This window comes from Candidatus Bostrichicola ureolyticus (assembly GCA_029851125.1).
GTDB lineage: Bacteria > Bacteroidota > Bacteroidia > Flavobacteriales > Blattabacteriaceae > Bostrichidicola > Bostrichidicola ureolyticus.
Map to the genome: position 1 here is coordinate 62,919 of CP100319.1, position 23,098 is coordinate 86,016.

A 23,098-nucleotide genomic window follows, 5' to 3' on the forward strand; every position below is an offset into this window, starting at 1 on the left:
GATATGGATGATATTTTAAAAAAAATTAAATATCCTATTCTTGAAGAATTAAAAATTTTTGAAAAAGAATTAATTACTTTTAGTAATACTAAAATCACATTATTAAATAATATTACAAATTTTGTTTTAAATAAGAGAGGTAAATTAATTAGACCTATAATTATATTTTTAGTAGCTAAAATGTTAAATGGTAATATTAATAAAAAAACTTATTTATTAGCTTTAATAATTGAAATTCTACATATTGCTACTCTTATACATGATGATGTAATAGATAATAGTAATATTAGAAGAGGATTTTTTTCACTTAAAGCTCTTTGGAAAAATAAAATTGCTGTTTTAACTGGAGATTATTTAATAAGTAATTGTTTATTATTAGCTATAAAACATAATTATTATGATTTAATCAATATAATATGTAATACAATTATAAAAATGAGTGAAGGAGAATTTTTACAAATAGAAAAATACAGGATATTAAATAATGTTACTGAAAATATTTATAATAAAATTATTTATTATAAAACAGCTCTTCTTATTGGAATTTGTTGTGAAGGCAGTGCATATTCAATAAATGAAAATAAAAATACTATTATAGATATGAAAAAATTTGGTGAATTAATAGGAATGGCTTTTCAAATTAAAGATGATTTACTTGATTATGAATCAAATAATAATGTTTTAGGAAAACCAATTTTTATGGATTTAAAAGAAAAAAAAATAACATTACCATTAATTTATACACTAAAAATTTGCTCTGATAAAGATAAAAAAAAATTAAATTTATTAATTAATAATTGTTATTATAATAAGAATATAAATTATGTTAATAATAACATAAATAATATTATTAATATTGTTAATAAATATGGAGGAATTAATTATGCTAAAAATAGAATGATTTTTTTTCATAAAAAAGCTTTAAAAATTTTAAATAAATATCCTAATAATAATATTAAAAATTCTCTTAAAGAATTAACATATTTTATAATTGAAAGAAAAAATTAAATATATTTATTTACAATATTATTACGTTTAATTTTTCCTGAATTTGTTTTTAAAAATTTTTCAATAAAAACAATATTTTTTATTTTTAATGGTATATTTTCTTCTTTATAAAAAGAATCAGGAATATTAATATCTGTTTTATTTCCTTCAACAAATAAAGTAATTTTTTGTCCTAAAATTTTATCCTTGACATAAGATATAAAAAAAGGTAAAAAAATAATTTTACTTAATTTTTTTTCTAATTCTTCTGGAATTATTTTTATTCCTCCACTATTAATTACATTATCATATCTTCCTAACCATTCAAATTTTTTCTTTGAATATAATTTGATTAAATCATTAGTATATAAAGGTTTTTCCAAAATTTTTTTTGAATAAACTATTAAACAACCTCTTTTATCTCTATTAATAGATATTCCTGATAATGTTTTATAACATTTTTCATTAATTTTTCTTATTGCAATATGTCCCATAGTTTCTGTCATTCCATATGATATATAAAATTTTGTATTTTTATTTTTTTTTAATTCTTCTTCTAAATCATTAGAAATTGGTGCACCTCCAATTAATATAATCTTAATCTTATGCAAATTAGATATACTATTTCTAACTTGTATAGGAATCATTGGTACAAAGTCAAAATTAATATTTAATTCTTTTAAAGGATTTGATGAAGGTTTAATACAAAAAACTTTCCATTTTAAAATAATAGCACGTACTAATAACATTTTTGATGCTATATAATTTAATGGTAAACATAATAATGTCTTTATTGGTTTTATTGGTTTTTTTAAACCAAAAAAAAAATTTTTGGTCATTTTTACACTATTTACCATATATTTTTTTTTTAAAACCAATTGTTTTTTATTTATTGTACCTGAAGTACTAACATATATAAATTCATTTTTATTATACCATTCTTTAATAAAAGAAATAATTTCTTTTTTCCAATAATCTTCATTTTTATAAAAATTACAATAAAATTGATTGTTTTTTTTAGTAAAATTTAACCACATTTTTTAATACATTAATTAATATATCTATATCTTTTTTTTTATTAAAAATTCCAAATGATATTCTTAAATTAATATTATTATTATTATTAATATTTTTAATTACATATGATAATTTATTAGAATTACAAGCACTTCCTTGTGATAATATTATACCATTTAAATCTAAAATAAATGGTAACAATTCATTATTTATAATATTTAATGGTATTGATATATTCAATATAGTATGTATACTTTTATTTAAATCATCTGATAATCCATTGAAATAAATATTAGGATATATTTCTTTTAATGATTTTATACAATAAAATTTTATTTTTTTTATTTTTTCTTTATCTTTTTTTAAATTTAAATAAGCACATTCAATAGCTTTCCTTAATCCTATTATACCATATATATTTTCCATTCCAGCACGCATTCCTCTTTCTTGATATCCTCCAGTTATAATTGGTTTTAATTTTAAATATTTTTTTATATATGCAAATCCAATACCTGCTGGTCCATTAAATTTATGAGCACTAGCTGTAGCAAAATCTACATTTAATTTTTGCATATTAAATATGTAATGACCTATTGTTTGTATAGTATCTGAATGAAAATAAGCATTATATTTTTTACATATATTACCTATATTTTTAATATCCATTAAATTTCCAATTTCATTATTAGCATGCATTAAACTTACTAATGTATTACCATATTTATTTATTAATTTTTTTTCAAGATCTAATAAATCAATTACTCCTTTTTCTTTTAAATTAACAAATTCTACTGTTAATTCTTTATGTAAAGAAGAAACATTTAAAATAGTTTCTAATACTGATTTATGTTCTATCTTAGAAGTTATTATATGCTTTATATTTAAATTTTCAATAGCTGAACGTATAATCATATTATTGGCTTCAGTACCACCTGAAGTAAATATTATTTCAGATGGATATGCATTTATAATATTTGCTATAATAATTCTTGATTCTTCAATTAATGAACGAATTTCTATGCCAAAAGAATGAGTAGATGATGGATTACCAAATTTTTTTAAACTTTTTATTATTGTTTGAATAACTTCATTTCTCATAGCTGTAGTGGCAGCATTATCTAAATAAATAATTTTATTATTAATTTTTTTATTTATATTCATATACAAATGATGTCAATTAAAAAAAAATTAGATATTTATCTTTTTATATTAATAAGTTTTATTATTTTAATAATAAATTATAAATATACTAATACCACTAATACCACTAAACATCAAAATAACAAAATATTAAAATCAATTTTTTTAAAAAAAAATAAATTTTTTTTATTAGAAAATGAATTTATTAGATTAAAAATATCTAATATAGGTGGACATATTAGTGAATTAGAATTAAAAAATTATAAAGCATATAATACTACTAATAATAATTATGATAAAAATCTTTTTTTAATAAAAAATTATAGTTCAATACATAGATTAATTAATAATAATATTGATACTACATTTTTAATATTTAAACATAAATATAAAAATATAAAAAATGGTAAAAAATTAATATTAACAACTACCTTACCTAATAAGGTAAAATTAATATATATATATATAATTTATAATAATAATTATTACATTGATTTTTTTATCAAAAGTAAAAATTTTTATAAAAAATCAAATAAAATTATTTTTAATTGGAATCAATTAATTTTTTCTGTTGAAAAAGAAAAAAATTATGAAAATAATTTTTCAAATTTATATTATAATAATAATAATTCACTTACTTTTTTAAGTGAAAAAAATTTTAATAAAAAATTAATTAATAATTGTAATTGGATAGCTAATAAACAACAATTTTTTACTTCAATATTATCATTAGATAATAAATATAATAATGTTATAATTGAATCTACTACAAAAAAGTTTAATAATGTTTTAAAAGAATTTAATATTAAAATACCATTAATAAAAAATAATTATGATTTAAATTTTAATATTAAATGGTTTTTTTGTCCTTTAGATTTTAAAATCTTAAAATCTCTTAATAATATTAATCATAATAATTATGAAAATATTATTCCATTTGGATATGGAATAATAAAATTAATAAATAAATATTTTTTTTTATTAATTTTCTATATTTTGGAGTATACTAAATTAAATTATGGTTTAATAATTATATTAATGACAATAATTGTTAAAATTATTTTTTTACCCATTACTTATAAACAATTATTAATTAATACTATTATTAGTATAATAAATCCTAAAATAAAAGAAATAAATGAAAAATTTAATGATGATCCAATTAAAAAAAATAAAGCAATAATAGAATTATACAAAAAATTTGGAATAAATCCTATTTTATCTTTTATTTCAATATTTTTACAAATACCTATATTTTATGCTCTATTTAAATTTTTTTCAACTATTATAAATTTACGGGGACAACAATTTCTTTGGTCGAATGATTTAACATCTTATGATTCTATATTTAAATTACCTTTTAAAATTCCTATTTATGGAAATCATATAAGTTTATTTTCATTATTATATATAATTGCATTATTAATATATACAAAAATTAGTACTACTAACAACAATAATAAATATATTCAATATATTATGATAATAATTATGTTATTATTTATAAATAACTATTCTTCTGCATTATCGCTCTATTATTTTATATTAAATATATTTAATATTATTTTTTATTTTTTAATAAAAAAATTTTTTTTTAAAAAAATTCATAATCTTACAAAAACAATTAATCAATAAGTTTAAACATAAAAAAAAATATAATGCTTAATAATAATGATTTATATGTATTAAAAAACATTATAAATGTTATAAAAAACGTAAAAGGAGAAAATATAGTTTTATTAGATATAAATAATAAAATAGAAACAATTTATGATTATATAATAATATGTAATGGTAATTCTCGTAATCATGTTTATTCTATATGTCGATCTATAGAAAAATTTTTAAATAAAAAAAATTTAAATATAGAAGGAAAAAAAAACGCTAAATGGATATTAATTGATTATATGTATATTATAATACATATATTTCAACCTTATGAAAGAGAGTTTTATAAATTGGAATATTTTTGGTCTGTTTATGCAAAGAGCTATTTAAGCTTTTAAAAAAGATGAATAATAATAAAAAAAATAAAAATAATATATTTTTGATTTATATAATTATATTTATTATATTATTCACAATATTTTTATATCAATCATTTTTTTTATCTACTAAAAAAATTAATGAAGATTTATTTTTTTCCTTATTATCAAAAGGAAAAATAAAAAAAATTATTATAAATAATAAAGAAATAGCTAATATTATCTTAACTGATAATAATAATAATCTATTTAAAAATAAAATTTATAAATTTGATTTAGGTGATTTACAATTATTTCAATTAAAATTTGAAAATTATAAAAAACTTTATAAAATAAATACTACATTAGAATTTAATAATTCTTATCATTATACATTTTATAATTTTTTTTTTGATTATGGTTTTTTTATAATAATAATATTATTATTTTGGTATTTTATTTTTCGTAAAATTAGTGGTACAGGAGGACAAATATTTAATATAGGTAAATCTAAAGTTAAAATATTTGATGAGGATAATAATATTAAAATTAAATTTAAAGATGTAGCTGGATTATATGAAGTTAAAGAAGAAATTAAAGAAATTGTTGATTTTTTAAAAAATCCTAATAAATATACTAAATTAGGTGGAAAAATTCCTAAAGGAGCATTATTAATTGGACCTCCAGGAACAGGCAAAACTTTATTAGCTAAAGCAGTAGCAGGGGAAGCTAATGTACCTTTTTTTTCTCTAGCAGCACCAGAATTTGTAGAAATGTTTGTTGGTGTTGGAGCCTCAAGAGTTAGAGATTTATTTGCACAAGCTAAATTAAAATCACCATGTATTATTTTTATTGATGAAATTGATTCTGTAGGACGTGCTAGATGCAAAAATAATATAACAGGTGCTAATGATGAAAGAGAAAATACATTAAATCAATTACTTACAGAAATGGATGGTTTTGATACTAATACAAATGTTATAGTTATAGCAGCCACTAATCGGTCTGACATTTTAGATAAAGCATTACTTAGACCTGGAAGATTTGATAGAATTATTATGGTAGATTTACCTGAATTAAATGAAAGAAAAGAAATATTTTATGTACATATAAAAAATATTAATCTTTCTAAGAATATTAATATTAATTTTTTAGCCCAACAAACTCCTGGATTTAGTGGAGCTGATATTGCTAATGTCTGTAATGAAGCAGCATTAATTGCTGCTAGAAAAGGAAAAAAAGAAGTAGAAAATCAAGATTTTACTGATGCTATAGATCGTATTGTAGGAGGTTTAGAAAAACGAAATAAAATTATTAAACCTAATGAAAAAAAACGTATTGCTTATCATGAAGCTGGTCATGCCACTATCAGTTGGTGTCTTGAACATGCTGCATCTTTAGTAAAAGTTACTATTGTTCCTAGAGGACGTTCTTTGGGATCAGCATGGTATCTTCCAGAAGAAAGACAATTAACTACATTAGAACAAATGAAAGATGAAATATGTGCTTTATTAGGTGGTAGAGCAGCAGAAGAATTAATTTTTAAAAGTATTTCTACAGGAGCTTTAATAGATTTAGAAAAAGTTACTAAACAAGCTAAATCTATGGTAGTTATTTTTGGTTTAAGTAATAGAATTGGTAATATTTCTTATTATGATTCTTCTGGAGAAAATGATTATTCTTTAACAAAACCTTATAGTGAAAAAACAGCCAATATTATTGATGAAGAAATACATAATATTATTAATAAAGAATATATAAGAGCTAAAAAAATCCTTAAAGAAAAAGAAAATAAATTAAATTTAATAGCTAATAAACTTTTAGAAAAAGAAGTTCTTCTTAAAGAAGATTTAAAAGAAATTTTTTCTATAAATTGATAATTAAATTGATAATTTTTTTTTATATATATAAATAATTTGTTTATTAATATGCAAAATATAATTGAATATGTACAAAATAAATTTATCGAAAATAAAAAATATTCATTTAATACTGGAGATACAATAACAGTTCATTATGAAATTAAAGAAGGTGAAAGAATTAGAATGCAATATTTTAAAGGAATAGTTATTACAACTAATCAAAATACATTTACTATACGTAAAATTAGTGGAAATATAGGTGTAGAACGTATATTTATGCATAATCAACCATCTCTTAAAAATATAGAAATAAATAAAAAAGGTAAAGTTAAAAAATCTAAAATTTTTTATTTTAGAAAATTAAAAGGAAAAAAAGCACGTATAAAAGATAAATTTTAATAAAAAAAAAAAAAAAGTAAATATGATTTTATTTACTTTTTTTTTTTTTATTTTTTAATAAAACAAATAATAAAATTTATTTACTTTCTTTGTTGTTGTGTTTTTGGGTATTTGTATTGTTTGTGTTGTTGTGTTTGTGGGTATTTGTATTGTTTGTGTTGTGGTTGTTGTGGGTGTTGTTTGTTTTGTTCTTGTTCTTGTTGTTGTTGTTGTTGTTCTTGTTGTTGTTGTTGTAGTTTTTCTTTATTTTCAACTTCTTTTTTGTTAAAACAACTACTTAATAAAAAAACTGATATTATTGTAAATGCTACTAATTTAAATTGTTTAATCATTTTAATTAATAATTTATATATATTTGTACAAATTAATTCTTTTTTTTTTAAAAAAAAAATTTAATTAATAATTAAATTAATTATATATCGTAATGCAATACGAATCAATTATTCTTTTTACACCAGTTTTATCAGAAATTCAATTAAAAGATACTATAAAAGAATATGAAAATATTCTTTTTAAATTTAATGCAAAAATTATTTATCAAGAACATTGGGGGTTAAAAAAATTATCATATACAATAGATAATAAATATTCGGCTTTTTATCATTTTTTTGAATTTAAAATAATTCCTTCTAAAATTTATGATTTTGAATTAAAATTAAGACAAGATGAACGTATTATACGTTTTATTATAATAAAAATGAATAAATATGCTATTATTTATTCTCAAAATAAAAGAAATCTTCATAAAGAAAAAGATAAAAATCTTGATAATATAGATATCAATAAAAAATCATAGAAAATATTTTAAAATTTATTAATTTTATTAAAAATAAAAATTATGAATAATAATAATAATGAAGAACAAGAATTTAAATATCTTTCACAAGTTAAAATAGATACACCACCTAAATCCAAATATTGTTTTTTTAAAAAAAACAATATAAAATATATTGATTATAAATCATATGATTTTTTAATTAAATTTATAAATACTCAAGGAAAAATATTACCTCGTCGTCTTACAGGTACTTCCAAAAAGTTTCAAAAAAAATTAAGTATTGCAATAAAAAGAGCTCGTCATATTGCAATATTACCTTTTATAAGTGACGAATTAAAATAATTTATCATGAAAATTATTTTAAAAAAAGATATAAAAACATTAGGAATAAAATATGATATTTTAAATGTTAAATCTGGATATGCTAGAAATTATCTATTTCCTAAAGGATATGCAATTTTAGCTACTAAAACATCAATAAAAGATGTTAATGAAATTATAAAACAAAAAAATAAAAAAAATAAATTTATTTATAATAAATATAATGATTTAATTAAAAAATTATCTTCTTTAAATATTAAATTATATTTAAACACTGATACAAAAGGGAAATTATTTGGTTCAATTAATGAACAATTAATTATTAATTATTTGAAAGAAAAAAATATTTCTCTTAAAAAAGAAAATATAAAATTCTTAGAAAAAAAAATTAAATATATAGGAATATATAAAGCTACTATAGAATTAGATTCTAATATAAAAAAAACTATTGAATTTGAAATATTAAGTAATTCTACAAAAAATTAATATGTGTAAATTAGAATTCATCATTGCTCATGCAAAAGCTTATGGATTTATTTTTCCTTCAAGTGAAATTTATAATGGATTAAGTGCTGTATATGATTATGGTCAATATGGTGTTCTATTAAAGAATAATATAAAAGATTTTTGGTGGAAATCTATGGTACAATTACGTGAAGATATTGTAGGTATTGATGCAGCTATTATGATGGATACTAATATATGGAAAGCTTCTGGTCATATCAATGCATTTAATGATTTAATAATAGAAAATATAGAGACAAAGTCTAAATATAGAATTGATATTTTAATTGAAGATTATATAGAATATATTGAAAATAAAATTAAAGAAGAAATTAATAATGAAAAAATAATTTTGGGAAAATCATTCAATGAAGAAAATTTTACAAAAACAAATACTAATTTAATAGACCTTAATAAAAAAAAAATATATCTACTTGAACGTAGTATAAAACTATTAAAATCAAATGATTTAATATCCCTAAAATCATTAATGATTGAATTAGGAATTATTAATAATAATTGGGGTGATATACAAAAATCTAATTTAATGTTTAAAACTCAATTAGGTAATACCGAAGAAAAAAAAATTGATATATATTTACGGCCAGAAACTGCTCAAGGTATATTTTCAAATTTTGAAAATGTGCAAAAAACAGGTAGAATGAAAATACCATTTGGTATTGCTCAAATAGGAAAAGCATTTAGAAATGAAATAATTGCTAGACAATTTATATTTCGTATGCGAGAATTTGAACAAATGGAAATGCAATTTTTTATATCACCTAATGAAGATAAAAAATGGTATTCATATTGGAAAGAAATTCGTTTAAAATGGCATTTATCTTTAGGATTAGGTCAATCTAATTATAGATTAATAAATCATAAAAAACTTGCACATTATGCAAATGCAGCTACAGATATAGAATTTAAATTTCCTTTTGGATTTAAAGAATTAGAAGGAATACATTCTAGAACAGATTTTGATTTACAAAATCATCAAAAATATTCAAAAAAAAAATTACAATATTATGATCCATATAAAAAATGTTGTTATATACCTTATGTTATAGAAACATCAGCTGGTTTAGATCGTATATTTTTATCTATATTTAGTTCTTCACTTAAAAAAGAATTATTACCCAATGGTAATAATCGTATTGTATTAAAATTACCTACTCCTATAGCTCCTATTAAAGCAGCAATTTTTCCATTAGTAAAAAAAGATGGTTTACCAGAAAAGGCTAGAAATATATATAATATATTAAAATATAATTTCTATCTTTTTTATGAAGAAAAAGAATCTATTGGAAAACGTTATCGTAGACAAGATGCTATTGGAACACCATTTTGCATAACTGTAGATTATGAAAGTTTATCAGATAATAATGTTACTATACGTTTTAGAGATTCTATGTTATCAAAACGAATTTCAATCAATAAATTAAAATATTTTTTAGATTATCATACTAATATTAAAACTTTATTAAAAAAAATATAATGTATAAAATTAATTGGACATGTATAAAAAATTATGAAGATATAATATTTCAATATTGGAATGGAATTGCTAAAATAACAATTAATAGACCTAAAGTATATAATGCATTTCGTCCTGAAACTGTCTTTGAATTATTAGATGCAATAAATTTTTGTATAGAAAAAAAAAAAATTGATGTAGTAATATTAACTGGTGCTGGTAATAAAGCATTTTGCAGTGGAGGAGATCAAAATCTTAGAGATAATGGAGGTTATTTAGATAAAAATGGTATTCCTCGTCTTAATATATTAGATCTTTATAAAAAAATACGTGAAATTCCTAAACCAGTCATTGCTATGGTTAATGGTTATGCAATAGGTGGAGGTAATGTATTACATGTAGTTTGTGATATTACTATTGCTTCTAATAATGCAATTTTTGGACAATCAGGACCTAAAGTAGGATCTTTTGATGGAGGTTTTGGATCTTCTTATTTAGCCCGTAATGTAGGTCAAAAAAAAGTTAGAGAAATATGGTTTTTATGTAAAAAATATAATGCAAAAGAAGCATTAAAAATGGGAATGATAAATAAAGTAGTTTCTATAAACTTTTTAGAACATACAACTATTGCATGGTGCAAACGTATACAACAAAATAGTCCTATGGCCTTAAGATTAATTAAAAGGTGTTTGAATGCTGAATTAGATGGCCAACATGGTTTAATGCAATTAGCTGGAGATGCAACATTAATGTTTTATTTAATGGAAGAATCTAAAGAAGGAAAAAAAGCTTTTTTAGAAAAACGTTTACCTAATTTTAAAAAATTTTCAAAATTTGTATGAATCTTATAAAAAAATGGATGTATACAATACGTTTACATACATTGCCTTTATCTTTATCAGGTGTAATATTAGGTTCTTTTATTAGTAAAAGTTTTTTTAAAATAAAAATTTTTATATTAACATGTATTACAGCTGTATTATTCCAAATAATTGCCAATCTATCAAATGATTATGGAGATTGGATTAATGGAATAGATAATCGTATAAGTATTGCTAGTATAAGTATTTATACTATTATTAAAACAATAATTATTATTACAATAATATCTTTTTTATCATCATTATTATTAATATATACATCTTTTAAAGATGATATAATTTTAGCTATATTATTCATAATAGGTGCATTAATATGCATATTATTTGCATTAGATTATACAATAAATATTATTTATGCTTATGGTTATAAAGGATGGGGAGATTTAATAGTTTTTATTTTTTTTGGTTTAATTTCTGTAGAAGCAAGTTATTTTTTATATACTCATCAATTTAACTGGGAAATATTAATTCCAGCTTCATCTATAGGATTTTTAAGTACTGGAGTACTTAATATCAATAATATGCGTGACATTAAAAATGATAAAGAAAATAAAAAATATACAATAGCAGTAAAATTAGGTTTAAAAAATGCTAAAATTTATCATACATTATTAATGTTAATGCCTATTATATTAAGTTTAATTATACTTTATAAACATTATAAAGGCATATATCAATGGATTTTTATGTTTTTTTTTAGTATAATTATTTTTAATCATATTAAAAATATTTTTTTTATAAAAAATTTTAATCATGAATTAAAAATTATATCATATACTACATTAATATATTCTTTATTTATTAGTCAATGGTATTAAAATTAAAAAAATAATGATTTTAACTTTTTATTCTCATTCAACATATTTAATTTCAGTTGAAAATACTAATATTTTAGTAGATCCTTTTTTTACAGATAATCCTACATTTATTAATAAATTTGATTTGGTAAATCAATATTTATTAAATATAAATCCTGATTATATTTTAATTACTCATGCTCATTATGATCATGTTTCTGATGTTGAAAATTTTGCTATACGTAAAAAAACATTAATAATTTCTAATTATGAAATCGCCAATTATTATTCAAATAAAGGATTTAAAACTTATGGATTAAATTACGGATCTTTTATTAATTTTAATTTTGGATATATTAAATATGTTTTTGCATCTCATTCAAGTTCTTTTAAAGATAATACATATGGAGGAAATCCAGGTGGTTTTATTTTAAAAACTAAAAAAGGAAATATTTATTTAGCAGGAGATACTGCTTTAACTAAAGAAATGAAACTTATACCTTTATTTATTAATTTAGATTTAGCAGTATTACCAATAGGTGGTCATTTTACCATGGATTTTATTGAAGCAGAAATAGCTTCTAATTTTATTAAATGTAATAAAATTTTAGGTGTACATTATGATACATTTAATTCAATTAAAATTAATCATAATGATGCAAAAAAATTGTTTTTGAATAAAAACAAAGAATTAATATTATTAAAAACAGGAGAGCATATTAAATTGAATCAATAATTTTTTCAGCTTTAAATAAAATTATCCATGCTTCCTTTATAAACCCTTTTTTTAGAAAAGAACGAAATAATTTATATAAATCAATATATGAATATTTATTTATATTATTATTATTAATAAATAAAATAATTTCTTCATTTGTTGGTAATTTTTCAATATTAGCAAGAATAGCTAAATCATTTTTTGTTAGTAATGTATTATATCGTATTTTATCAGGTATTTTATTTAAACCCAAAATATTTGAATTTAAAGGTTTAAGTCCTATAAATAATTTTTTCTTTATTATATGTATACATGAATAATTATCTAATACACCTATAACATCTAAATATTTAAAAGATAAATTTTGTGTTTTATAAAATTGTTTTTCATTTATATGAATTAATAATATTTTGCATAAAATTAATGTGCCATATCCTTTAGATTTGCTTTTTTCTTCTTCTAAAGAAATTATTTTTTGGACTTTACATTCAAAAGATAATTTACTTTCACCTATTCTAGGTGGCTCTATAATATTTGAGGATATAGCAGTAAAACCAGTTATTTTAAATTTATTTGAATTATTATAATTAATACTTGAAAGAAATGCTTGTTGAATAATATCATAACTAACAATATTAATTGTTAATTCTGGAATATTTAATATATTTTGATATGTAATATTATTTTTTGAATTAATAATTGAAAATCCTAAAATCATTGGATTTATACTTAATATATTATAATAACTATATATACCAATATTAGATTCATTATTTTTATTAATGGTGTTAACCAAAGCAATAGGACGAGGGCTTACTGCATTATTTAATAAATTTTGTTTTTCTACCAATGTTAAATTTTTAGGATTTAAAATTCTATTAAATTTCATCCCAAATTTTAATTTATATTACAGATACAAAAGAATTATTTCTTTTTTTATGAAAACAAACTTTTCCATTTATTTTAGCATATAATGTATGATCTTTTCCCATCCCTACATTTATACCAGGATAATGTTTAGTACCACGTTGACGTAATATTATATTACCTGATTTAATAAATTGACCTCCAAAAATTTTTACACCTAAACGTTTACTTTTTGAATCTCTACCATTTTTAGAACTTCCTACACCTTTTTTATGAGCCATAATATTTAAATTTTATTTAATGAAATTATTTTAATTTTTGTAAAACATTGTCTATGTCCATGTTTAGTTTTATATCCTTTTCTTCTTTTCTTTTTAAAAACTATAATTTTTTTACTTTTTAAATGTTGTAAAACTTTTGCATTTATATTAATATTTTTTATTATAGGTGATCCTATAGTTAAAATATTATTATTAAATAATAAATAAATTTGTTTTAAACAAAATTCTTCTCCCAAATTATAATTTAATTTAGGGACATATATAAATTGTCCTTCATAAATTTTATATTGTAATCCTGCTATGTCAACAATTGCCATAAATTTCATATAACATTTTATTTATATAATTTATTTATATATATATTATTATTTATAATAATTTTTTTAAAATATATATAAAATTATATATATTAATATAATTATATTATTTATATTTAAATAAATTTTTTTTTGTTTAGTATATAAAAAAAGATTTATTTTTAATGTTTAATAAATTTAGATGATAGGAACTATTAATATTAACAATTTCGGATATACTTTTGTTACTATAGATGGTTATGATAATCATTTTTTTATCCCTAAAAATAAAAGAAACAATGCAATTCCAGGAGATAAAGTCAAAATACGTATTATAAATAATTATAAAGGTGAAGTATTAAATATAATTGAAAGAAATAAAAAAAAATATGTTGGTAAATTAATTTTATATAAAAATTATAATTTTGTAATTATTAATAATTTTAATATAAATGTATATATTCCAAAAAATTTTTTAAATGGTGCATCCAAATACCAAAAAGTTATAATTCGTATTATAGATTGGCCCAATCAATCAGATTATCCATATGGAGAAATTCTAGAAATTTTAGGTTACTCAGGTAATTCTGAAACAGAAATATATTCTATATTAGCAGAATTAGGATTATGTTATCGTAGTTTTCCTAAAGAAGTAGAAGATGAAGCTAAAAATATTGTCTCAAATATCTCTTTTGAAAAAGAAATAAGTTACAGAAAAGATATGCGAAATGTAAATACTTTTACAATAGATCCAATTGATGCTCAAGATTTTGACGATGCTATTTCTTTGATAAAATTACCAAATGGTAATTGGGAAGTAGGTATTCATATTGCAGATGTAACATTTTTTATTAAAAAAAATAGTTTTCTTGATAAAGAAGCATATAAAAGAGCTAATTCTATATATTTAATAAATCGTGTAATACCTATGTTACCAGAAATTTTATCAAATAAATTTTGTTCATTACGTCAAAATGAAGAAAAACTAAGTTTTTCAGCAATATTTGAAATGAATGATCAAGCTGAAATTTTAAAAAGTTGGTTTGGAAAAACAATTATAAAATCCAATAAACAATTTTCTTATGAAGAAGTTCAAAAAATTTTAGACTCTAAAAAAGGTCTTTTTTATAAAGAACTTATTAAGTTAAATTCTTTAACTAAAAAGTTAAGAGAAAAACGATTAAAAAATGGATCAATTGATTTTAATAAGGCAGAGATTAAATTCATTTTAGGAAAAAAAAATAATCCAATTAATTTATATTTACAATATAATAATGATTCTAATAATTTAATTGAAGAATTAATGTTACTAACAAATAAAAAAGTATCAGAATTTATTAGTTTAGGAATTAATAATAAACCATTAAAACGGACATATATTTATCGTATACACGATAAACCTAATATTGAAAAACTTAAAATTTTAAAACAAATTTTAAAACAATTAGGCTTTAATTTAAATCTTAAAAATAATCAAACTCTTAATTATTCAGTAAAAAAAATATTAAATATTATAAAAAATTCTAAAGAACAAAATATAATTGAAACATTAATAATGCGTGCAATGAGTAAAGCTAAATATTCAACAAATAATATAGGTCATTATGGATTATCTTTTAATTATTATAGTCATTTTACTTCACCTATTAGAAGATATTCAGATATTATTGCTCATAGGTTATTAAATCATTATTTAAATTCTGGTCAATCAGTTTCAACTAACGATTATGAAAAACAATCTATACATTGCAGTGAACGTGAAAGATTAGCAATAAGTGCAGAAAGAATATATATAAAATATATGCAAATAAAATATATGAAAAAATTTATAGGAAAAAAATTAGAAGGAATTATTTCAGGTATTACTGAATGGGGAATTTATATACAAATATTGTATACTGAAGGTATGATTAGATTACGTGATATAAAAGATGATAAATATATATTTGATCCTATTAATTATAATATTATAGGTATAAATAATCGTAATATTTTTTTTATTGGAAAAAAAATAATAGTAAAAATTATTGATGTTGATTTAGAAAAAAAAAAATTAAACTTATCAATTGATAATTAAATATGTTATATATAACAGCCATTTTTTTAGGAATTATACTTAGTATTATAACTATAGGACCAATATTTTTTTTTATTATAGAAACAAGTTTATCTGAAACCAGTTTATCTAAAGGATTCAAATCAGCAGTAATTTTAAATTTAGGAGTTATATTAGCTGATATTATATTTATAATAATAGCTAATTATAGTAAAAATTATTTGAATAATTACAATTCAATATATTATAAAATATATGGAATATTAACAATAATATTATATTGTTATATATTTTATTTTTTTTTAAAAAAAAAAAAAATTTTTGTTAAAAACTACTTTTTTCAAGGTTTTATATTAAATATTATTAATATTAATACAATTTTATTTTGGATTTCAATTTTTTTTATTATTTCATTTTTTTATATGAAAAAATTATTGTTTATTAGCATATTATTATTGTCGTTTTTTTTTACCGATTTAATAAAAATATATTTATTTATTTATTTAATAAATTTTAATAAACAAATATTATTTAATATAAATTATTATTTAGGATTAATTATTTTAATAATTGGATTTTTAATTTTTATAAAAAATTTATTTCTACCTAATCTTATTTTATTTAAATTTTTTAAAAGATTACTACCTACTATACAGACATTAAAAAATTCATTATAATGACTATTAAAGGAATAATAAGAAAACAATTAGGAAAAAAAAATAGTAATTATTTACGACAACTTGAAAAAGTACCATGTATATTATATAATAAATCTATAAATATTCCCTTTTTTATATCTTATACAGATATACAAAATCTAATTTATCCACCAATTATACATAAAATAAATTTAGAATTATTTAACACTAAAGAAGAATTAAATGCCCATTTAAAATTTGAAACTATAATACGAAATATTCAATATCATCCAGTAAGTGATAAAATAATACATGCAGATTTTTTTATCTTAGATAAAGATCAAAAAATTTCTTTAGAAGTTCCAATAAAAATTATTGGACGTTCACCAGGAGTTTCAAAAGGAGGAAAATTTCATTTTATTTTAAAAAAATTAAATATAAAAGCTAAACCTTATTATATACCTAAATATATAGAATTAGATATTAATTCTTTAGAATTAGGAGATCGTATTTGCATAAATGATCTCCCAAAATCTAATTATAATATTTTACATCCTATAAATACTATAATTGCTATGGTAAAAACTTCTAAAATTACATAATGTATAATGATATTTTTTTTATGAAAAAAGCTTTGAATCAAGCAATTAATGCATTTCATAAAAATGAAGTTCCTATAGGAGCAATAATAACTCATAATAATATTATTATAGCTAAATCTCATAATCTTATTGAGACATTAAACAATGTTACTGCACATGCAGAAATGCAAGTTATTAAAATTGCTTCTAATAAATTAGGTATAAAATATCTTAAAGGATGTACATTATATGTAACTTTAGAACCATGTATAATGTGTTCTGGAGCTTTATATTTGTCACAAATAAGTAGAATAGTATTTGGAGCAATAGATTATAAAATAGGTTTTTCAAAAATGAAAATAAAACTTCATCCAAAAACAATATATAAATCTGGAATAATGTCAAAAGAATCTATTTTATTATTACAACAATTTTTTAAAAAAAAAAGAAAATAATAAATGCAAAAAAAAATATTATTATCAATTGTAGGACCTACAGCAGTAGGTAAAACTTCATTATCTATTTTTTTAGCAAAAAAACTTAAAATTGATAATATTATTTCATGTGATTCTAGACAATTTTATAAAGAAATAAAAATTGGAACAGCTATTCCAAATGAACATGAATTAAATATTGTAAAACATCATTTTATAGGTCATTTAAGTATACATCAATCATATACTGTTAAAGACTTTGAGAAAGATGTATTAAATACATTACAAAAACTTTTTATTAATTCAAATATTGTTTTAATGGTAGGTGGATCTGGATTTTATGAAAAAGTAATAACTAAAGGGTTAGATCCAATTCCTAAAATACCAAATATTATTAGAATAATATGGTGTGAAATTTTTAAAAAAAAAGGAATAAATTATTTACAAGAATATTTAAAAATATATGATCCTTTTTTTTATCAAAAAATTGATAAGAATAATACTTATCGTATTTTACGTGCTTTAGAAGTTATTGATTATACAGGAAAACCTTTTTCTTATTTTAGAAAAAATAAAAGTGTTAAACGTTATTTTAATATTATTAAAATAGGATTAACATTATGTCGTAACAAATTATACAAAAAAATAAATGATAGAGTTGATAATATGATTCAAAATGGTTTAATAGAAGAAGCTAAAAATTTGTATAAGTATAAACATTTAAATATTTTAAATAAAACTATAGGTTATAAAGAAATTTTTGAATTCATAGAAGGAAAATTAACCTTATCCCAAGCAATAACAAAAATAAAAATAAATACAAGACATTATGCTAAAAGACAAATTACTTGGTATAAACATGATAATGACATTATTAAATGGTTTTCTTCTGAAGAAGAAAAAGATAAAATTTTACTTTTTATAAAAAATTATCTAGAATAATAATTAATTGAAAAATTTCATAATTCTGTTAATCCTAAATATATTTAATGGATTTATTACATCCCAATCAATACTCATAAATATGAATATAGGTTTTCCTACAATGTGATCTTCTGGTAAAAAACCCCAATATCTAGAATCAAATGAATTATTACGATTATCTCCCATAACAAAATAATAATTTTGTTTTATCTTGTATTTAGAAGATTTAATACCATTTATATAAAAATTATTATTTTTTTCTATTAAAGAATTTTTTTCATATTTACATATTATATCTTTATATGTATATATATTTTTTTTTGTTAAATAAATTATAGTTCCTTTTTTAGGAACTCTTATTGGACCATAAAAATCACTATTCCAATTTAATTCTTTTGGAAAAAAATTTTCTTTAAAATTAATTCTTTCTAATTTAATAGTATTAACATTATTAAATAATTTTTCTTTACTTTCATTCATTATAATATTATATGTATATATATTATTAGTCTTATCAACTAATATATATTTTATTCCTTGGTTACTTAACCATTTCTTATTAATCGGTAATATAGTTTTTACTATATAAGAATATTCTTTATTTATATTTTGTAATTTTTCAGGTTTTTCATTTATGTATAAAATACCTTTATGTATTTTTACCACATCGTTGGGTATAGCTACACAACGTTTTATATAAAAATCTTTACGATCTAAAACATTATTATCTAATGGATAATTAAATATAACAATATCATTACGATAGACTTTTTTTATAGCAGGAAAACGAAAATAAGGTAATCTAATAGATTTAATATATGAAGGAATTCCTAAAATTTTATTATGTGTTAACGGAATACTTATTGGAGTAATAGGAAGTCGTAATCCATAATGAAATTTACTGGCAATTATAAAATCACCTACTAATAATGTAGGTTCCATAGAAGGAGTAGGTATAATAAATGGTTGAAATAAATAATTATGAATAAATGAAACTAACATTATAGAATATAATATATTTGATATTTCTTTATTTCTATTATTTACACCAATAAATTTTATTTTGTTATTGTAATTTAATATAAAAAAATATAATCCTAATGTTAATAATATTAATAAAACATCTTTATTTGAACTTTTACCAAAACAAAACATAAATTCTATCCATAATAAAAAAAACATTATAGTTCCAATAATTGGAATAAAAAAAAGAAATATCAACCAAATAGGTTTTTTAATAATCTGTATCATTACAATTATATTATATATAGGTATAGCTGCTTCCCATGATTTTCTACCAGCTTTTTGATAAAGTTTCCATGTACTTAAAAATTGAATAATAAAAAACCCAATTATAAAAATAATTAACATAAAACTTCTTTCATAGAAAAAATACCTTTTTTATCTTTTATCCATTCTGCAGCAATTATTGCACCTAATGCAAATCCATCTCTATTATATGCATTATGTTTTATTTTTATATAATCTATATTAGAAGAATAAGTAATAATATGTGTACCTATAGTATTTTCAATTCTTTTAGATAAAATAGGTATTTCATTACTTTTAACATCTTTATTATTATCTAATAAATACCAATTTTTTTTATTAGTTTCTTTAATAATATCTTCAGCTAAAGAAATGGCAGTACCACTAGGTTTATCTAATTTTCTTAAATGATGTATTTCCTCTATTATTATATTATAATTTTGTATATATGATGACATCATCTTAGCTAAAAAACTATTAATTTTAAAAAAAATATTCATACTAATACTAAAATTAGAAGAATATAAAAAAGTTCCATTATTTTTTTTACAAATATCTTCAATCATTTTTAATTTATTCAACCAACCTGTTGTTCCACATACTATAGGAATTTTATTTTCTAAACAAATTTTTAAATTTTCAAAAGCTGATTCTGGTTTAGTAAATTCTATAGCTACTTCTGCTTTTTTTAAATTATCAACTTCTGGTTTAGAAGAAGTTATATAAATAATATTATGTTTACGTTTTTTAGCTATTTTTTCAATAGCTTTTCCCATTTGTCCATATCCTATTATGGCTATATTCATATATTAATGTTATTTTATTTTTTAAATATATGAATTATAAAAACAATTTTATTGAAGAAATAATAGAAAATGATCTAAAAAAAGGATTTCCAAAAACGAAATTAAAATTTCGTTTTCCTCCAGAACCTAATGGTTATTTACATATTGGACATGCTAAAGCAATTTGTTTAAATTTTGGATTAGGCATAAAATATGGAGTTAATGTTAATTTACGTTTTGATGATACAAATCCACTTAACATTAAAATACATAAACATTATATTAAAAAAATTAAAGAAGATATACAATGGTTAGGCTTTATATGGAATGAAGAACATTATGCTTCTAATTATTTTGATATTTTATATAAATGGGCTAAAAAACTTATAAAAGAAGATAAAGCTTATGTAGATAATCAATCACAAGAAATAATTAATGCTCAAAGAAAAACCCCTTTTGAAAAAGGTATACCTAGCCCATATAGAAACCGTTCAGTAGAAGAAAATCTTGATCTTTTTGAAAAAATGAAAAACGGATTCTTCAATGAAGGTAGTTGTGTCTTACGAGCAAAAATTGATATGTATTCTGATAATATGAATTTACGAGATCCTGTAATGTATCGTATACTAAAAAAATCACATCATAATACTGGAAACAAATGGTTTATTTATCCTACTTATGATTGGACACATGGTCAATCAGATTATATTGAACAAATATCACATTCTTTATGTTCATTAGAATTTGAAAATCATCGTAAACTTTATAATTGGTTTTTAGATCAAATAGTAGACCCAAATAATATACGTCCTAAACAGTTAGAATTTTCTAGACTAAATATTAGTAATACTTTTATTAGTAAACGAAAAATAAATATTCTTATAGAAAAAAAAATTATTAATAATTGGTATGATCCTCGTATACTTACACTTAGTGGATTACGTAGTATAGGTTATACTCCTAAATCAATATGTGATTTTTGTAAAACAATAGGTATTACAAAACGTGAAAATATTATTGATATTTCTTTATTAGAATTTCATATACGTAAAGACCTTAATAAAATTGCTTATAGAAAAATGGTTGTATTAGATCCTGTTAAATTAATAATTGATAATTACCCTAATAATAAAATAGAATGGTTTGAAATTGAAAATAATCCTGAAGATATTAATTATGGTAAACGAAAAGTTCCATTTTCAAAAATAATATATATTGAACGTGAAGATTTTATGGAACATAAAACCTATGATTTTTTTAGATTATCTATTGGTTATGAAGTACGTCTTAAAAATTCTTATATAATAAAAGCTATTTCTCTTAAAAAAGATAATAATGGAAAAATTAATGAAATTCATTGTACTTATGATTCAAATAGTCGTAAAAATTTCCGAAAAACTAAAAGTACATTACATTGGGTGTCTATTCAACATGCAATTAAAATAAATATTTGTCTTTATGATAAATTATTTGTTAATAACAAAATAAATAAAAATTCTTTTAAAAAAATTATTGGTTACGGAGAACCTAGTTTAAAACATGCTAATATAGGAGTTAATTATCAATTTCAACGTTTAGGTTATTTTTATACAGATTACGATTATGAAAATAATAATATTCTATTTAATAGAACTGTCAAACTTAAAAAATAATCCATTATTTTTGATATATGTTAAAAAACATTACATTTGGTTTAATAAAACCAGATGCTATTAAAAAAGGTTATACATCTTTTATTTTAAATATGATAAATAATACCGGTTTTAAAATAATAGCACTTAAAATGACTTTAATATCTCAAATAGATGCTAAACGTTTTTATTATATACATTCAAAAAAATCATTTTTTGAATCAATGACTAAATTTATATCATCAGGACCTATAGTTGTAACTGTTTTAGAGAAAAAAAATGCTGTAGAAGATTTTAGGACTATTATAGGATCAACTAATCCAAAAGAATCGGAAAAAGGTACTATACGTAATCTTTATGCTGAATCAATAGAAAAAAATGCAATTCATGGATCAGATAGTTATAAAAATGCTATAAAAGAAATAACTTTCTTTTTTTCTAAAAGAGAAATATATATTAATAATATATTTATATAAATAATTTTAAAAAAA

Annotated in this window: 27 protein-coding genes; 19 read left to right on the forward strand and 8 right to left on the reverse strand. The window is 19.5% G+C overall.

The annotated features are described in order from the left end of the window. The first annotated feature begins 3 nt into the window (after positions 1 to 3). Positions 4 to 1,008 (forward strand): polyprenyl synthetase family protein, encoded by a 1,005-nt coding sequence (locus tag NHG04_00365; protein ID WGH27439.1) that lies wholly within the window; start codon positions 4 to 6, stop codon positions 1,006 to 1,008. Here the strand turns inward: NHG04_00365 and NHG04_00370 are convergent. Beyond that, positions 1,005 to 2,024: an o-succinylbenzoate--CoA ligase gene (locus NHG04_00370; GenBank protein ID WGH27440.1), complete on the reverse strand. Its 1,020-nt coding sequence runs from the start codon at positions 2,022 to 2,024 to the stop codon at positions 1,005 to 1,007. The two genes, NHG04_00365 and NHG04_00370, sit on opposite strands and share 4 nt — an antisense overlap. Next, on the reverse strand, positions 2,005 to 3,165 hold the full coding sequence (locus NHG04_00375; protein WGH27441.1) for a cysteine desulfurase: 1,161 nt from the start codon (positions 3,163 to 3,165) through the stop codon (positions 2,005 to 2,007). The genes NHG04_00370 and NHG04_00375 overlap by 20 nt, the downstream gene beginning before the upstream one ends. A gap of 9 nt (positions 3,166 to 3,174) precedes the next feature. Between NHG04_00375 and NHG04_00380 the strand changes: the two genes are divergently transcribed. From NHG04_00380 to rplS, 4 genes are read left to right on the forward strand one after another with little or no spacing between them, the layout of a single operon-like run. Then, positions 3,175 to 4,779, forward strand: a complete 1,605-nt coding sequence (locus tag NHG04_00380; protein ID WGH27442.1) for a YidC/Oxa1 family insertase periplasmic-domain containing protein — start codon at positions 3,175 to 3,177, stop codon at positions 4,777 to 4,779. Positions 4,780 to 4,802: 23 nt separating this feature from the next. Beyond that, complete coding sequence (gene rsfS / locus NHG04_00385; protein ID WGH27443.1) at positions 4,803 to 5,150, forward strand: ribosome silencing factor; 348 nt, start codon at positions 4,803 to 4,805, stop codon at positions 5,148 to 5,150. Positions 5,151 to 5,155: 5 nt separating this feature from the next. Beyond that, on the forward strand, positions 5,156 to 6,985 hold the full coding sequence (gene ftsH, locus NHG04_00390) for an ATP-dependent zinc metalloprotease FtsH (protein ID WGH27444.1): 1,830 nt from the start codon (positions 5,156 to 5,158) through the stop codon (positions 6,983 to 6,985). 51 nt (positions 6,986 to 7,036) lie between these two features. Beyond that, the gene (gene rplS, locus NHG04_00395) at positions 7,037 to 7,369 is read left to right on the forward strand and encodes a 50S ribosomal protein L19 (protein WGH27445.1); all 333 of its coding nucleotides are present in this window, start codon (positions 7,037 to 7,039) and stop codon (positions 7,367 to 7,369) included. An 80-nt stretch (positions 7,370 to 7,449) separates the two neighbouring features. Here the strand turns inward: rplS and NHG04_00400 are convergent, their stop codons facing one another. Continuing rightward, positions 7,450 to 7,701 carry a hypothetical protein gene (locus tag NHG04_00400; GenBank protein ID WGH27446.1) on the reverse strand — a complete coding sequence of 84 codons (252 nt, stop codon included), beginning with the start codon at positions 7,699 to 7,701 and terminating at the stop codon, positions 7,450 to 7,452. Between the two features lie 92 nt (positions 7,702 to 7,793). Between NHG04_00400 and rpsF the strand changes: the two genes are divergently transcribed. Genes rpsF through NHG04_00435 form a run of 7 tightly spaced genes read left to right on the forward strand, consistent with a single transcriptional unit; the run spans position 7,794 to position 12,863 of the window. Continuing rightward, positions 7,794 to 8,165: a 30S ribosomal protein S6 gene (gene rpsF, locus NHG04_00405; protein WGH27447.1), complete on the forward strand. Its 372-nt coding sequence runs from the start codon at positions 7,794 to 7,796 to the stop codon at positions 8,163 to 8,165. Positions 8,166 to 8,207: 42 nt separating this feature from the next. Beyond that, entirely contained in the window at positions 8,208 to 8,489 is a 282-nt protein-coding gene (rpsR, locus tag NHG04_00410) for a 30S ribosomal protein S18 (protein ID WGH27448.1), read from the forward strand. A gap of 6 nt (positions 8,490 to 8,495) precedes the next feature. After that, positions 8,496 to 8,954 carry a 50S ribosomal protein L9 gene (gene rplI / locus NHG04_00415; GenBank protein ID WGH27449.1) on the forward strand — a complete coding sequence of 153 codons (459 nt, stop codon included), beginning with the start codon at positions 8,496 to 8,498 and terminating at the stop codon, positions 8,952 to 8,954. Position 8,955: 1 nt separating this feature from the next. Continuing rightward, complete coding sequence (locus NHG04_00420) at positions 8,956 to 10,470, forward strand: glycine--tRNA ligase (protein WGH27450.1); 1,515 nt, start codon at positions 8,956 to 8,958, stop codon at positions 10,468 to 10,470. Beyond that, entirely contained in the window at positions 10,470 to 11,291 is an 822-nt protein-coding gene (gene menB / locus NHG04_00425; GenBank protein ID WGH27451.1) for a 1,4-dihydroxy-2-naphthoyl-CoA synthase, read from the forward strand. Before NHG04_00420 ends, menB begins: the two co-directional genes overlap by 1 nt. Then, positions 11,288 to 12,148 carry a 1,4-dihydroxy-2-naphthoate octaprenyltransferase gene (gene menA / locus NHG04_00430; GenBank protein WGH27452.1) on the forward strand — a complete coding sequence of 287 codons (861 nt, stop codon included), beginning with the start codon at positions 11,288 to 11,290 and terminating at the stop codon, positions 12,146 to 12,148. The genes menB and menA overlap by 4 nt, the downstream gene beginning before the upstream one ends. A gap of 13 nt (positions 12,149 to 12,161) precedes the next feature. Continuing rightward, a complete protein-coding gene (locus NHG04_00435; protein WGH27453.1) occupies positions 12,162 to 12,863 on the forward strand; it encodes a metal-dependent hydrolase in 702 nt (233 codons plus the stop codon). Here the strand turns inward: NHG04_00435 and NHG04_00440 are convergent. The 3 genes from NHG04_00440 to rplU are packed head-to-tail and all read right to left on the reverse strand — an operon-like array spanning position 12,847 to position 14,319. Then, positions 12,847 to 13,734: a flavin reductase gene (locus NHG04_00440; protein ID WGH27454.1), complete on the reverse strand. Its 888-nt coding sequence runs from the start codon at positions 13,732 to 13,734 to the stop codon at positions 12,847 to 12,849. The genes NHG04_00435 and NHG04_00440 overlap by 17 nt on opposite strands. Before the next feature lie 13 nt (positions 13,735 to 13,747). Continuing rightward, positions 13,748 to 13,993, reverse strand: coding sequence for a 50S ribosomal protein L27 (gene rpmA / locus NHG04_00445; protein ID WGH27455.1), 246 nt, complete (start codon positions 13,991 to 13,993; stop codon positions 13,748 to 13,750). A 5-nt stretch (positions 13,994 to 13,998) separates the two neighbouring features. After that, on the reverse strand, positions 13,999 to 14,319 hold the full coding sequence (gene rplU, locus NHG04_00450; protein ID WGH27456.1) for a 50S ribosomal protein L21: 321 nt from the start codon (positions 14,317 to 14,319) through the stop codon (positions 13,999 to 14,001). Positions 14,320 to 14,491: 172 nt separating this feature from the next. Here rplU and rnr point away from each other — a divergent pair, with 172 nt between their 5' ends. The 5 genes from rnr to miaA are packed head-to-tail and all read left to right on the forward strand — an operon-like array spanning position 14,492 to position 18,940. Further along, the gene (rnr, locus tag NHG04_00455) at positions 14,492 to 16,366 is read left to right on the forward strand and encodes a ribonuclease R (protein ID WGH27457.1); all 1,875 of its coding nucleotides are present in this window, start codon (positions 14,492 to 14,494) and stop codon (positions 16,364 to 16,366) included. Between the two features lie 2 nt (positions 16,367 to 16,368). After that, entirely contained in the window at positions 16,369 to 17,022 is a 654-nt protein-coding gene (locus NHG04_00460; GenBank protein ID WGH27458.1) for a hypothetical protein, read from the forward strand. Beyond that, complete coding sequence (locus NHG04_00465) at positions 17,022 to 17,585, forward strand: 50S ribosomal protein L25 (protein WGH27459.1); 564 nt, start codon at positions 17,022 to 17,024, stop codon at positions 17,583 to 17,585. Before NHG04_00460 ends, NHG04_00465 begins: the two co-directional genes overlap by 1 nt. A gap of 20 nt (positions 17,586 to 17,605) precedes the next feature. Beyond that, positions 17,606 to 18,019 carry a nucleoside deaminase gene (locus NHG04_00470; protein WGH27460.1) on the forward strand — a complete coding sequence of 138 codons (414 nt, stop codon included), beginning with the start codon at positions 17,606 to 17,608 and terminating at the stop codon, positions 18,017 to 18,019. A gap of 3 nt (positions 18,020 to 18,022) precedes the next feature. Beyond that, entirely contained in the window at positions 18,023 to 18,940 is a 918-nt protein-coding gene (gene miaA / locus NHG04_00475; protein WGH27461.1) for a tRNA (adenosine(37)-N6)-dimethylallyltransferase MiaA, read from the forward strand. Between the two features lie 3 nt (positions 18,941 to 18,943). On the opposite strand, the gene lepB is transcribed toward miaA, so the two are convergent. Both lepB and dapB read right to left on the reverse strand, forming a co-directional pair. Next, positions 18,944 to 20,293, reverse strand: a complete 1,350-nt coding sequence (gene lepB / locus NHG04_00480) for a signal peptidase I (GenBank protein ID WGH27462.1) — start codon at positions 20,291 to 20,293, stop codon at positions 18,944 to 18,946. Next, positions 20,287 to 20,997: a 4-hydroxy-tetrahydrodipicolinate reductase gene (gene dapB / locus NHG04_00485; GenBank protein WGH27463.1), complete on the reverse strand. Its 711-nt coding sequence runs from the start codon at positions 20,995 to 20,997 to the stop codon at positions 20,287 to 20,289. The genes lepB and dapB overlap by 7 nt, the downstream gene beginning before the upstream one ends. 29 nt (positions 20,998 to 21,026) lie before the next feature. Here dapB and glnS point away from each other — a divergent pair, with 29 nt between their 5' ends. Both glnS and ndk read left to right on the forward strand, forming a co-directional pair. After that, positions 21,027 to 22,628: a glutamine--tRNA ligase gene (glnS, locus tag NHG04_00490; protein WGH27464.1), complete on the forward strand. Its 1,602-nt coding sequence runs from the start codon at positions 21,027 to 21,029 to the stop codon at positions 22,626 to 22,628. Positions 22,629 to 22,645: 17 nt separating this feature from the next. Beyond that, positions 22,646 to 23,083 (forward strand): nucleoside-diphosphate kinase, encoded by a 438-nt coding sequence (gene ndk, locus NHG04_00495; protein WGH27465.1) that lies wholly within the window; start codon positions 22,646 to 22,648, stop codon positions 23,081 to 23,083. The last annotated feature ends 15 nt before the right edge of the window (positions 23,084 to 23,098 follow it).